This is a genomic window from Mammaliicoccus sp. L-M44 (assembly GCF_022386355.1).
GTDB classification, from domain to species: domain Bacteria; phylum Bacillota; class Bacilli; order Staphylococcales; family Staphylococcaceae; genus Mammaliicoccus; species Mammaliicoccus sciuri_A.
Genome location: NZ_JAJNIU010000008.1, coordinates 109,717 through 123,260 on the forward strand (window position 1 = coordinate 109,717; position 13,544 = coordinate 123,260).

Genomic DNA, 13,544 nt, shown 5'->3' on the forward strand with positions numbered 1-13,544 from the left:
GATTTTACATGGGTGTTTTTGATGTAGACTATAATAAAATAACTGAGCGAACACAATTTCCATATGAAATCGAAGTGATTCATCATACTTGGATAACGATGCAAGATGGTACGAAATTATCAGCTAAAATCTGGCAACCTAAGACCGACACTAAGACTAAAGGTGCGGTATTAGAATATTTACCATATAGAAAAGATGAATTTACAGCTTTACGGGATGAAATTAGACATAAGTATTTTGCAGGGTTTGGGTATACTGCTATTCGAGTTGATATAAGGGGAACTGGGGATTCTGAAGGTATTATCGAAGACGAATATCCATTACAAGAACAAGACGATGCATTGGACATTATAGAATGGATAACAAACCAAGAGTGGTCAAATGGTTCAGTAGCAATGATCGGTAAATCGTGGGAGGATTTAACGGATTACAAGTTGCTGCGAGACAACCAGAAGCATTGAAGACCATTATCTCATTATGTTCAACGGATGATCGATACGCGGATGATGTTCATTATAAAGGCGGAACGCTTATGGCTTCTGATATGCTTTGGTGGGCTTCTACGATGTTTGCATATAATGCACGACCAGCATTTCCGAAATATTTCGGTGATAAATGGTATGAGAATTGGCTTGAACGTTTAGAACATACACCACCGTTTGTGGAAGAATGGGTTAGTCATCAAACAAGAGATGATTATTGGAAGCACGGTTCTATCAATGAAGATTATTCAAACATTACCATTCCGGTATTAACGATGAGTGGTTGGGCTGACGGCTACACAAATGCTGTGTTTCGTTTAATGCGTCATTTGAATGTTCCGAAGAAAGGTATTATAGGACCTTGGGCACATGAATTTCCAGACGTTGCAATTCCTGGACCTCAATTTGGATATTTACAAGAAGTTGTCGCATGGTTAGATAAATGGATGGAACCGAATGACCATATTAACCATAAAGACGAATTTCTTGTTTATGTTCAAGATAGTGTAGAGCCACAAACTTCATACGACTATCGAGAAGGCAAATGGCTAGATTTATTAAAAGAAGACATCAAGTCGAAAGATATTTTCAGTAGTATGACGCAAGAAATCACGTTGAAAAATAATCAACAACATGGTCTTTATTCAGGCGTGTTCTGTCCTTTTGGCCAAGAAGGGGACTTACCAGATGACCAAACAATCGATAATGCTTTAGCATGCTCATTTATGGTTGAGACGTATGGTGAAACATTGAATATCATTGGACAACCTATCGCAAAGCTCCGTGTTAAATCTGATTGTGAATATGGCAATATCCATGTGCGTATTTCTGACGTGCATCCAAATGGCAAGAAGACATTGATTACGAAAGGTCAGTTGAATCTAAATCACTACAAGAGTCATGAAACGCCAGAGAAACTACCAATTAACGAGTATATCAATGCAGAAGTACCTCTAGATGTTATAGGCTATCAAATACCAGCAGGACATAAAATAGAAGTGTCTATCTCTCCTACATATTGGCCACAAATTTGGCCGAGCAAAGAGATAGCAAATATAAAAGTGGATTTAGAGTATTCACAATTGATATTACCTTTAGTTGATCATTTTGAAGAAATTCAATTAGACTATCCTTTATCAGAAACTGCACAGCCTCTAAAAAAAATCATTCATAGAGAAGGGTCTCGAACGAGGGATATCACGAAGCGGTTAACGACCAATGAATGGGAATTAAGAGATTATTCAGATGAAGGATTAAGAACATTAAAAGATAGTCATATCACATATGGAACAGAGAACTTAAATGTCTACACAATTAAAGAAGACGATCCATTATCAGCCAAAGTTCAATGTGATTGGAAAGTGATTGTTAAAGATGATGATATAGATACTGAAGTAGAGACATTTAGTACAATGACATGTGATGAAGACTATTATTATTTATATAATAAAGTCGTAGCTTATAACGAAGGCGAACAATGCTTCTCAAAAACATGGAAAAAGAAAATAAAACGAGACTTTACTTGAAGATGAATATAGATTAAAAGAACCGCGAAAACTAACAGCTCACGTTAGTTTTCGCGGTTCTTTTAATCTATATAACGATATGACATTAATTCTTGTAACATTTGAATTTCTTCTTGCAGTTTGGCACCGATGTTTGTATCTCGAACTTTCTTTCTTTCGAGTTCTTCATCTACAACACGTCTAACGGATAGTTCATCAGCCCCGTTGAGTAGTACATTTTCTTTTGTACCGAAGTGTTTGTGGGCAACGAGCTGCATACCAAATGAGTTATACAGCAATGTATAGCCGGCGATACCTGTTGTAGATTGATAAGCTTTTGAAAATCCACCGTCTATAACAATCATCTTACCATTTGCTTTAATTGGATTTTCACCATCAATTTCTTTAACAGGTGTGTGACCGTTGATAATACGACCTTGTTCAGGATCTAAATCAAACTCTTCTAACATTTTGCGACACATATCGCTGTCTTCTCTTAAGTAATAATAAGGATTTTTTTCTTCTTTATGTGACGCTTTATCTTTTATAAAATATCTTTCGAATGTTGTCATGGCACGTTTACCGAATAATGAAGAATATTTACCTGTCCATAAATACCAAATTAAATCTGTAGATAAATCATCTGTTTCATGTTTACGACTAAATGAATTTCTAATATGATATTCGAATTGGTCTAATAACTCACGTCCATTAAAGACTTTACCGTCAATTTCCATTTCTTCCATATTACCTTGTTCATCTACAGGTATACATCCGTGGATAAGCAAATTACCATTATATTTTAAATATAAGTTACCTTTTTTCATTAAAAAGTTCATATGACGTTTCAGTTTTTCGGATTCTTGTACAGAAAGTAGAAGTTTATTAATGACTTCCTCTTCTTCTTCGTTTAGTTGTGCTGGATTTGCTGGATCAATGGTTTCGAAGCATGTATTTTCTAATTGATACGTTTGACCATAAATAGTAATTTCATTTTTATCGTAATTTACTTTTTCGAGTACGAGTCTTTCTTCCATATCAAATGACGGACGACGTTTAATAATTGGACTTTCTAGTTTAAATTGAATGATGGCGATTGCTTGATGAATCTTAGTGATTTGAAGTTTTTCTTCTTCTGATAGTTCTTTGTCGGCATGTTTTTTTGGATGAAATGCAGTATTATCGCCGTAATATTTTTCAGCTAAATTAACTAAAGGTCGCAAATTAATACCATATGCATCTTCAATGATATCTAAATTATCATAACGTGCGCATATTCTTAATATATTAGCTAAACATACTTTTGAACCAGCATAAGCACCAATCCATAATACGTCATGGTTACCCCATTGGATATCAACAGAATGATAATTGATTAACGTCTCCATAATTTTATCGGGTTCAGGACCACGGTCATAAATATCTCCTACAACATGTAAATGGTCAACGACTAATCTTTGAATCGTGTATGCTAAACCAATAATCAGTTTATCTGATTGACCTAGTGAAATGATTTTTTGAACAATCGTTTCGTAGTAAGTCGTTTTATTGTTATAGACATTGCTTTTGTATAATAACTCTTCGATTATGTATACGAATTGTTTTGGTAAAGCTTTACGTAACTTAGAACGTGTATACTTACTTGAAGCGTATGAAATAAGATGTATCATCTGTTGAATTGTTTCAATATACCATTCATTTAATTCCGATTTTGATGCAAATTGATTTTTAACAAGTTTCAATTTTTCTTCTGGATAATAAACGAGTGCAGCAAGGTCGCTAATATGTTCTTCAGAATGTGTATCTTTAAAAATATCATTAATTTTAGCTCTCACATTACCAGAACCATTTCTTAAAACATGTTGGAATGCATGATATTCGCCATGTAAGTCACTTACGAAATGTTCTGTTCCTTTAGGTAAGTCTAAAATAGATTGTAAATTAATAATTTCAGTTGCTACTTTTTCTTCTTCATCAAACTTTTCTGCTAATAAATTTAAGTATTTTTCTTTTAAATTCTGGCTGTCGTATTGAGTCATAAAAAAATTCACTCCGTTCATCATTTCGAGATTTTTTATTTAGAAATTAAACCTACCATTTGAGATATAGTATAACACATTAAGCGTTTTCTTTTATGGTTTAAGATTCACTTCTATAGGCTAAATATATATAAAGGAGTCGATCATTCATGGTATGTAAAATAGATAGAATTTATAATAATCTTGATGAAAAAGGCGTAAGAGTATTAGTGGACCGAGTATGGCCGAGAGGGATATCTAAAGACAAAGCAAATTTAGATCATTGGTTAAAAGACATCGCGCCCTCTAGTGAATTAAGAAAATGGTTCAATCACGAACCAAGTAAATTTGAAGCATTCAAAGAAAAATATAAAAAAGAACTCGAATCAGGCGATCAACAAGAAGCTTTAAATAAGCTAAAAGAAATATATAAAGAAAACAAACAAACACTCATCATATTGTATGGCGCCAAAGACGAAAAACACAATCAAGCAATCGTGTTAAAAGAAATATTGGATGGGTGAGTCATGGCTTAAGTACTGAATAAAGCCAAGAGAAGGGGCAAATCATGGCTTAAGTACCGAATAAAGCCAAGAGATAGTCCAAGTCATGGCTTAATGAAACAGAAAGCAAGCATAAGTGGATGCAAATATTTGATGAAATTAAGGCTCGTGGTGTCGAAGACATTTTCTTTTTATCTATGGATGGTGTTTCTGGCTTAGAATCCGGAGTTAAGGCTATTTTTCCTAAAACAATTGTTCAAAGATGTATTGTACATTTAGTTAGGAATTCTATTAAATACGTACCAAGTAAAGACTATAAAGCTTTTACTTCTTCTTTAAGAAAGGTTTATGGGGCAACATCACTTAAAGCTTGTCATACTGCTTTTGAAGCATTTAAACAACAATGGTCTCAATATCCTGGTGCGGTTGATGTTTGGAAACGTAACTTCACTCACGTTGAACAGCTGTTTGATTATGGTAGTAATATTCGTAAAATCATGTATACAACTAACGCGGTAGAAAGTATTCATTCTAGTTACCGAAAGGTTACAAAAAAAGGTGCATTCCCAAATGAGAATGCACTCTTAAAATTACTCTTTATTCGAACGAAAGAACTTCAAAAGAAATGGTCCGCTGGTTACATTCCAAACTGGTCTATGGTTATGAAACAGCTTCTTTTACATGATCAAATTAAAGATAGAGTTATTAAGTATCTTGAATAACTTACACACTTAATTTGACAAAGCCACTTCAACCAAGACATCACCCGCAACTGCCTCCAAGACTTGGTCCAATCCTATCTCGCTCCCTACCTTATACACCTATTAAACTGTTGATATATATCTTCTGCGATTTCTTGTGATGCTATACCGCGTACGTTCATGCGACCGTCTTTAAATAAGGTCATGGTCATATCGTCATATGCTATAAATTTTACATATGCGTTTTCTTTAGCGATATGTCCTGGGAAGTGATGTGCTAATTCAAATGCGTGTTGTTTAAATCTAAACATGAACGTATCTCCACATAATGCTTCTATTGATGAAAGGGATGGTGTGTTTAATGCTTGATAAATCCCTTGCTCACAGACAACGCAGTCATCGTCTTTTAATAAATTGATATTTGTTGCGCGTATGTTCATTTCAAATGTATCTATTGTGATGAGCTTTTTGGAAAAAGATTTTCCAGCAACATATCTGAGTAATTCTGACACTTCGTAACTGGCTACTTGTTGAACAACTGGTGGTAGCACGCCATTTATCGCACAACTTTCTCCAGTTTGAGGTACGCTTTGAAGGATACATCTTAAGCAAGGTCCACTATAATCAATTGCATAAACGGTCCCTTTACTTCCGACTGCTGCGCCATATATCCAAGGAATGTTTAATTTATGGCAAGCTTCATTGATTAAAAAGCGCATATCAAATTGATCCATGCCATCGATTACAATATCTGGTTGGACATTTTGAATAATCGTTTCAATGTTTTGTGCTGTTAATTCTTGATGGATAGCATTCAATTCTACATGATGATTAATCTGTTTAATTTTCTCCTTTAAAGCAACGACTTTAGGAAGCATTTCTTCTGCATCACGTTCATTATAGAGTGCTTGACGATGTAGATTAGAAAGCTCTACGATATCCATATCGATTATCGTTAATTGATGAGCACCCATGCGAGCAAGTAGTTCTGCAACATGACTGCCTAATGCACCTGCACCCATGATCAATATACGTGTATTCTGCAATGTTTCTTGGCTATGCTCGCCGAACTGTTGAAACTTCATTTGTCGCTCATAACGTTCCATTACAAGAACCCTAATCCTTCAGTTGGACTTGATGCTTGTGCTGTATATTTAACAGGGATTCTACCTGCCTCATAACTTAATTGTCCGGCTTCAATACCTAATTTCATCGCTTCAGCCATTTTGACAGGGTCTCTCGCACCAGAAATGGCAGTGTTTAATAAAATTGCATCTGCACCAAGTTCCATCGCATAACAAGCATCTTTTGGTGAACCAATACCAGCATCCACGATAACGGGTATGTTAGCTTGTTCAATGATATATCTTAAATTGAGTGGATTATTAAGACCTCTGCCTGTTCCAATTGGAGAAGCTAGCGGCATAATTGCGTGAACACCTAATGCTTCAAGTCGTTTAGCTAACACAACATCACACGAAATATATGGACAGACAATATAGCCTTTATCTAATAATATTTCACATGCTTTATAAGTTTCGATTGGGTCTGGTAGTAAAGTCTTATCGTCACCGATAACTTCTACTTTAATTAAGTTGCAAAGCCCAGCATGATTGGCAATTTCTGCAATACGTACAGCTTCTTCTGCAGTATGTGCACCAGCAGTATTAGGAAAAGTAATAAAGCGATTTAAATCAACATTTGCTAATGGGTTGGGTAATGATTTGTCATATAGATTCATTCTTCTTACAGCAAAAGTGAGCACTTCTGCACCTGATGCTTGGATTGCTTTAGATTGTGTTTCTTCATCTTTAAATTTACCAGTACCTAATAATAATCTTGAGTTGAGTTCATATGGTCCTATTTTTAACATTTTATCCGCCTCCAACAAATTCTAGTAGTTCTAATCTATCTGATTCTCTAACAGTAATATCATTAAATTGTTCACTTTTAATGAGTGTATCGTTCCATTCGACGATGATTCTATCTTTATCTAATTCCAGTGAGTCTAGTAAATCTGACAACGTTAACGCATCTTCAAAATTAAATTCATCACCATTAATGATACATTTCATAAATGGACACACCTCCTCACTTTAAATGCTTTTAATAACGTGGGTCTTTCTTCATAAACAATCCATTCAGCCATTAATTTACCGATGATAGGTGACAGTAATATGCCATTACGATAATGACCTGTAACAATATATAAATCTTCATCGATTTCATCCATAATAGGCCATTCATTATCAGTGTATGGTCTGATTCCCGACCATTTATGAATGAGTCGACTACTTGATAATAATGGAATGTATTTACATGCTTGACGCATTAACCAATTCTCTCCTTCAACTGATGTGCCTACAGTATAGTCATCTACATAACTCGTCGCACCCACTAAGAATCGATTGTCACGTTTCGGCACAATGTAACAGCCATTCGTCATGAAAAGTGTTTGTTCTAATTTTAAGTCTGGATGTTCTAACAGTAGAACTTCGCCTTTAACACCAGTTACTTTTGGCTCAATTTCATAGTCTGCTAATAACTGATGACTCCATGCACCTCCAGCAACAATGACTTTTTTGGAAAGTAAAATTTGGTTTGCAGTGAGCACTTTAAACGCATTATTTAAGCGATGAATGGATTTAACTTCAGTGTGATAAATGCGTTCAATTCCTTTGTACTCAATAGATTTCAACAAAGCTTTAGCATATTGATTGGCATTAATTTGTCCATCAAATGGAATATAAATCGCTTTATGATTATAAGAAATCGTATGATTTGAAAGATGACGAAGTGATTGACTATCTAACGTCGTAACTGAACGATCGCGTTTATTCAAAAAACGATATTGCGCTGTTAAGCTGTCGATATCATCTCGTGAAGCGGCCATTTTAATTAAACCGTGTGCTTGATAATCAATATTGATATTCGTCTCTTTATATAACGTGTGACTGAGTGATTCGAAATAATCTCTCGAACGTAATGCAAGTTGATAAAGGGGTGTATCTTCAATAAATTCATTCTGTGCACCTAACATGCCACCAGCTTTATAAGATGCGTGTAATCCAGGCACATCTCGATCTATCACAGCGATAGACAACGAATCATTCTTAAGTGCTAATTCACGCGCAATAGACATGCCCATGACACCAGAGCCAACAATTAACACGTCATACATATGCAAGCCACTCCTCTCTTAATAATTGAATTTCACGCAAACTTCGATCTCTGAAAAATGAAATTGCACAAACACCTTCAAAACCATGAGGTAACGACTTAATAGAATGCGTATCTATGCCACCAATTGCATAAACAGGAATATCTATAGATACTGCATCTGTTATGTCTTTTGAAGACCTTGGTTTAAGACCATGTTTAGAACGCGTTTCAAACACATGACCAAAGAATACAAAATCTAAAGACCACTCACGTGCGCGTTTCACAGTTTCAACTGAATGTGTAGACATACTAACGGATATATGAGGGTGAAGCTTTTTATATTCAAATGCTTGCACGTCATTTTCACGAAAATGAATAAAATTTAAATCATATTTTTCAAGTATGACCATATCTGAATGAATCATTAATTTCGTTTGTGGAAAGCCATTTGCTAATAAATAATCAAGCACCCAGCATAGATCATCACGTGTCATAGGCACTCTCAGTAATAACAAATCAATCTCTTCTGCAATCTCTATATAATGTTCTAAATCAGTAACATCTAAGTCTTTATACGGTGTAACAGCAATAAACAATGAAATCACTCCAAATAAAAAACGCTATTTTTCTGTATAGAAAAATAGCGTAAAAATTTAATTATAAGTATAAGTAAGCTTATATACGCCACTTTCCTACGCCAGTATGAACTGGATCAGGTTCAAGGAATCCCGAAGTCACTACTTCAGTCTCAGCCTATAATAAGGCACTTCCAGTGGACATTTATTTAGTTATTACATCCATTGTACATATAAAAGTAAGAATGTTCAAATTTATATGTTATTGAGTTACAACCTAAATTATTCCATTCTACTAATTTTTAAATTTTGTGAAATAAAATTCGCACAACCAATTATTTATTAAAATAGAAAATAATATTGACATTGATAACTATTATCAATTAAATTAGATGATCAAAAATGATTACACGCTTTGTGTGATACGGAATTTATATCGTGTGAATTACATTTATTTCAGTAAAATATGGAAAAACGGAAAATAAGGCCCTTAAGGTGTGAACCTTAAGGGTCTTTGTTTACATTTTTTTAAGTTTTGTATTTATTTTTTTGCTTTGTTGAATATTGAGATACATAAATATAAACCAGATAACGAGGAATATCAATGCGAAGGTTGTGAGTCCGCCAATGAGTGGTGCTGGTTGTAATGGTATCCAGTTATTAATTGTTGAAACGATAAAGAACGTAATGATACTTCCACCTAAATGAATGATGAGTTTGAATAAAAGTGGTATTTGATCGATTTCATAAACTATTGGTAGAAATCCACAAATTGCTCCGAATATATAAACGCTGAAGACTGCTTGGAAGTCAATTGTTACATCAAATATTGCGATAAATATGAGCATAATGCTGCTTCCTATACCGATACCTTGTAGAATAGATTTAAAGATTTTGTTCATAATGTTCTCCTCCTTATATACCTAATATTTCAGTTAAATTTTTAACATACCTTCTTGAAATGGTTACTTTTTTATTATTGGATAAAGTTGCATATAAATTCCCTGAGAATGACGGTGATACTTTGGTGATATGTTCTATGTTGACGATAGATGATTTACTAATTTGTACGAACTTCTGCTTAGGCAACGTTTGCTGTAAGGCAGTGAGTGACATTCGAGTTGTGAGTGTTTCACTGAGTGTTATGATGTTCAGTTGTTTATCAAAAACTTCTGCAAAAATGATATCTTCTTTTAAAATAAGTGACGTTCCTTGTGAAGTCTTAATACCTATTTTATGGTTGGATGTTTCAAATTGTTGAATATACGTTAATAGGTTATGACCAAGTTCTTGTTCAAAGGTTCTGATTGAAATATCCGTCGTCGTTTGTGAAGTGTCGATGTTTAGTTGAACGTTGAATGGCTCTGTCATAGCATAACCTCCTTTGGTTATATAGTATGTTGTATCACATTATTTGTCAGTAGTTATGTCATAACCGGTTGAATATACGGTGTAAGTGGTTAGGTAATGATTGTATAGAAAAAGCTTCCTGAACTTGTCTTCTTGAGACAAATTGAGGAAGCTTAATTTTATATTTTTAACATGCTTCGGAAACCTCTTGCGCCATAATAAGAATCAGCGCCATTATGGTACGTGAATACTGTGTCATAACGTAAATCACAGAATAATGCACCGCCAAGGTCTCTAATTTTTGCAGGTGTTTCAATCCAACTAGATGTTTTCTTATCAAATTCACCGAGTGTTTGTAAATGTCTATATTGTTCTTCATTAAGTAATGTAACCTTCATTTCATGAACCATGTCCATTACGCTTGTTTCTGGTTTATGTTTCTTTCTAGATTCTAATGCTGCTCTATCGTAGCAAACACTTCTACGACCTTTAGGACTTTCTTTCGAACAGTCTACGAATATATAAGCATCGTCTTCTAATCCTATTACATCAGGCTCTCCTTCAGTTTGTTCCATTTGATTAAGTGACCATAATTTTTCTGGATGTTCATTTAATCGTTTTTCTACATCTGACCATTCTATATTTTTATGACGTTCTGGAAATTTTTCGAAACGCTTTTGTAAAATTGTAAGCAGTTCAGCTTGTTCTTCTTGTGAAAGTTTTTGAGCTGTCATAAAATACTCCTTTTTTATTTTATTGTAGCAAACTATGAAGCAATTAAAAGCAATATGTGATTAGGCTTTATCTTTTGTATTTAAAAAGTCTAAAAATTCGTCTCCCCAATCACAAATGCCATTAACAACAGGTTCTAAATTTTTACCTATTTGTGTCAGACTATATTCAACTTTAGGCGGTACGACCGGATATACAGTACGGTTTACGATATGATCGTCTTCAAGTTCTCTCAACTGTCTAATAAGCATACGCTGATTAATATCTGGTAGTTTCTTTTCTAATTCGTTGAGTCTAAGAGGTGACGCTTGTAATAAATGCCAGATGATTGGTATTTTCCAACGACCTCCAATAACAGATAATGCTAAGTCTTTAGAATTATAATATTCCGTTTCTTTATAGTTAATTAATACCATGATACAACCCCATTTCTTCACTAAGTGACATATTTGTCAGTATTGCATAATTTCATACATTGTATCACAATTATTAGTGTAAAGTAATATAGATAAAGGAGATATGATTAATATGAAATTACAATTAGCAATTGATTTATTAAATAAAGAAGAAGCAGCTCAATTAGCGCAACAAGTTGAGGAATATGTAGATATAGTAGAAATCGGTACACCTATCGTTATTAATGAAGGATTAGGTGCAGTAGAAAAATTAAGTCAATCTGTTAAAGATGTTCAAGTATTAGCTGACTTAAAAATTATGGATGCTGCTGGTTATGAAGTAAGCCAAGCTGTTAAATTTGGTGCAGATATCGTAACAATTTTAGGTGTAGCAGAAGATGCTTCTATTAAAGGTGCAGTTGAAGAAGCGCATAAACATGGTAAAGAATTATTAGTGGATATGATCGCAGTTCAAGATTTAGAAAAACGTGCGAAAGAATTAGATGCATTAGGTGCAGATTATATCGCTGTGCATACTGGTTATGACTTACAAGCTGAAGGTGTATCACCATTAGAAAGCTTACGTACAGTTAAATCAGTTATCAAAAATTCAAAAGTAGCAGTAGCAGGTGGTATTACACCAGAAACAATTCAATCTGTTGCTGATGAAAATCCAGATTTAATTATTGTTGGTGGAGGAATTGCTAACGCAGACGATCCAAAAGCAGCTGCAAAATTATGTAGAGAAATTATTGAAGGTAAATAATATGACTCGTTATCAATTAATATTGGATGAAATTAAGCAAACATTAAATCAAGTAGACTTGAAGGATACTGAGCAATTCGTAAATAGCTTGTTGTCAGAAGATCTAGTGTTTGTAGCAGCTAAAGGACGCTCTGCATTCGTTGCGAACAGTTTTGCTATGAGATTGAACCAATTAGGTAAGAAAAGTTATGTAGTAGGTGAGACAAGTACACCTTCTATTCAAGAAGGAGATAAATTATTGATTGTCTCCGGTTCAGGATCAACAGCTCACTTGAAATTACTCGCACAAACAGCAAAAGATATCGGAGCGAATGTCATATTAATTTCTACAAAAGAACAATCACCAATCGCTGAAATAGCAGATGATGTGATCGTTTTACCAGCAGGTACTAAATATGATGAAAAAGGATCAGAACAACCACTAGGAAGTCTATTCGAACAAAGCACTCAATTATATTTAGATAGTATCGTAATGGATTTAATGGAACAATTAAACGTAAGTGAAACATATATGCAAAATAAACACGCGAATTTAGAATAATAGAGGAAACCGTCTGAAACATTCAGACGGTTTCTTACTTTTTAGATAGAGATGAGTGTTGTTGGAAGTGTGAATATTGCAAGTGGGGAGCGACTAGCAATATTCAGGACCTTGTATTTATCAAGACTGTCCAAACAAGATAAACATACTAAGATTAGCTGTGAAGAAATCTATGACGATAGATTTTTTCACAGCTATTTTTTATAGTTGTAGAGAGAAGTAGACTGAGGAGTCTATTGGGTTTCAAATCCGTAAGATAAACTAGTCAGTTTAACTCTCACCTTTTGAAATTCGGTTGTAGTATGTAGGGCTCTTGAAGTCGTGTATAGGAAAGTGAAATGAGAAAGGTTAATTAAGCTTGAAGCTTCTCAATTAAAATAAGGAGGTTGTTAGGTGAATTATTTTGGCATTGATATTAGTAAAAGAACAAGTGTTATTGCCCATTATCAAGATAATCTATTTCAGAAAGAATTCACTATTCAAAATAATAAAAATGGGTATAACCAGCTACTTAATTATTTGAATGAAATGGATCAATTTCAGTTTGTATTTGAAGCCACAGGCATTTATTCAAGAGGTATGGTGAAATTTTGTAGAGTAAATCAAATTGATTTTATTGAAATGAATCCATTAGAAGCAAGGTTTAAAACAAGTTCATTAAGAGCGTGGAAGACAGACGAATCTGATGCTCATAAATTAGCGCTTTTAGCGCCATATTTAAAGGCGAGCACCAGTCTAGATTCAAATCCTGATATTTTCTTTGAATTACGTGAACGAGCTCGATTTCATGTTGAAATTGAAAACGATCAAAATC

Annotated in this window: 14 protein-coding genes, 2 pseudogenes and 1 riboswitch; of the genes and pseudogenes, 6 read left to right on the forward strand and 10 right to left on the reverse strand. The window is 34.2% G+C overall.

All coding sequences use genetic code 11. From position 1 onward, the window contains the following. Positions 1-155: 155 nt before the first annotated feature. Positions 156-2,005, forward strand: a pseudogene (locus tag LQ611_RS06420) (CocE/NonD family hydrolase); the annotation flags it as partial. A 65-nt stretch (positions 2,006-2,070) separates the two neighbouring features. Here the strand turns inward: LQ611_RS06420 and LQ611_RS06425 are convergent. Further along, on the reverse strand, positions 2,071-4,026 hold the full coding sequence (locus LQ611_RS06425; protein WP_239709473.1) for a fructose-1,6-bisphosphatase: 1,956 nt from the start codon (positions 4,024-4,026) through the stop codon (positions 2,071-2,073). 149 nt (positions 4,027-4,175) lie between these two features. On the opposite strand from LQ611_RS06425, the gene LQ611_RS06430 reads away from it, so the two are divergent. Both LQ611_RS06430 and LQ611_RS06435 read left to right on the forward strand, forming a co-directional pair. Further along, positions 4,176-4,529 carry a DUF488 domain-containing protein gene (locus LQ611_RS06430; RefSeq protein ID WP_025906891.1) on the forward strand — a complete coding sequence of 118 codons (354 nt, stop codon included), beginning with the start codon at positions 4,176-4,178 and terminating at the stop codon, positions 4,527-4,529. A gap of 86 nt (positions 4,530-4,615) precedes the next feature. Beyond that, positions 4,616-5,230 (forward strand): annotated as a pseudogene (locus tag LQ611_RS06435) (IS256 family transposase); the annotation flags it as partial. A gap of 86 nt (positions 5,231-5,316) precedes the next feature. Here the strand turns inward: LQ611_RS06435 and LQ611_RS06440 are convergent. The 9 genes from LQ611_RS06440 to LQ611_RS06480 all read right to left on the reverse strand — a co-directional run bounded on the left by LQ611_RS06440 (position 5,317) and on the right by LQ611_RS06480 (position 11,444). Further along, a complete protein-coding gene (locus LQ611_RS06440; RefSeq protein ID WP_151359229.1) occupies positions 5,317-6,315 on the reverse strand; it encodes a ThiF family adenylyltransferase in 999 nt (332 codons plus the stop codon). Beyond that, positions 6,315-7,082 (reverse strand): thiazole synthase, encoded by a 768-nt coding sequence (locus LQ611_RS06445; RefSeq protein ID WP_025905803.1) that lies wholly within the window; start codon positions 7,080-7,082, stop codon positions 6,315-6,317. The genes LQ611_RS06440 and LQ611_RS06445 overlap by 1 nt, the downstream gene beginning before the upstream one ends. Position 7,083: 1 nt before the next feature. Then, complete coding sequence (gene thiS / locus LQ611_RS06450; protein WP_025905802.1) at positions 7,084-7,284, reverse strand: sulfur carrier protein ThiS; 201 nt, start codon at positions 7,282-7,284, stop codon at positions 7,084-7,086. Beyond that, positions 7,281-8,390, reverse strand: coding sequence for a glycine oxidase ThiO (thiO, locus tag LQ611_RS06455; RefSeq protein ID WP_103361649.1), 1,110 nt, complete (start codon positions 8,388-8,390; stop codon positions 7,281-7,283). Before thiO ends, thiS begins: the two co-directional genes overlap by 4 nt. Further along, the gene (locus LQ611_RS06460) at positions 8,383-8,976 is read right to left on the reverse strand and encodes a thiamine phosphate synthase (RefSeq protein WP_374229772.1); all 594 of its coding nucleotides are present in this window, start codon (positions 8,974-8,976) and stop codon (positions 8,383-8,385) included. The genes thiO and LQ611_RS06460 overlap by 8 nt, the downstream gene beginning before the upstream one ends. Positions 8,977-9,043: 67 nt before the next feature. Continuing rightward, positions 9,044-9,152: riboswitch (TPP riboswitch) on the reverse strand. Between the two features lie 312 nt (positions 9,153-9,464). After that, entirely contained in the window at positions 9,465-9,848 is a 384-nt protein-coding gene (locus LQ611_RS06465) for a DUF3021 domain-containing protein (protein ID WP_025905799.1), read from the reverse strand. Between the two features lie 13 nt (positions 9,849-9,861). Next, positions 9,862-10,317 (reverse strand): LytTR family DNA-binding domain-containing protein, encoded by a 456-nt coding sequence (locus LQ611_RS06470; RefSeq protein ID WP_051575455.1) that lies wholly within the window; start codon positions 10,315-10,317, stop codon positions 9,862-9,864. A gap of 158 nt (positions 10,318-10,475) precedes the next feature. Beyond that, positions 10,476-11,030 carry a DUF4256 domain-containing protein gene (locus tag LQ611_RS06475; protein ID WP_151359232.1) on the reverse strand — a complete coding sequence of 185 codons (555 nt, stop codon included), beginning with the start codon at positions 11,028-11,030 and terminating at the stop codon, positions 10,476-10,478. Positions 11,031-11,090: 60 nt separating this feature from the next. Next, the gene (locus LQ611_RS06480) at positions 11,091-11,444 is read right to left on the reverse strand and encodes a winged helix-turn-helix transcriptional regulator (RefSeq protein WP_025905796.1); all 354 of its coding nucleotides are present in this window, start codon (positions 11,442-11,444) and stop codon (positions 11,091-11,093) included. 112 nt (positions 11,445-11,556) lie between these two features. Here LQ611_RS06480 and hxlA point away from each other — a divergent pair, with 112 nt between their 5' ends. The 3 genes from hxlA to LQ611_RS06495 all read left to right on the forward strand — a co-directional run. Further along, a complete protein-coding gene (hxlA, locus tag LQ611_RS06485) occupies positions 11,557-12,189 on the forward strand; it encodes a 3-hexulose-6-phosphate synthase (RefSeq protein WP_025905795.1) in 633 nt (210 codons plus the stop codon). A gap of 1 nt (position 12,190) precedes the next feature. Continuing rightward, on the forward strand, positions 12,191-12,730 hold the full coding sequence (gene hxlB / locus LQ611_RS06490) for a 6-phospho-3-hexuloisomerase (protein ID WP_025905794.1): 540 nt from the start codon (positions 12,191-12,193) through the stop codon (positions 12,728-12,730). A 393-nt stretch (positions 12,731-13,123) separates the two neighbouring features. Next, the coding region (locus LQ611_RS06495; RefSeq protein ID WP_239709475.1) for an IS110 family transposase at positions 13,124-13,544 on the forward strand (421 nt) is incomplete at its 3' end.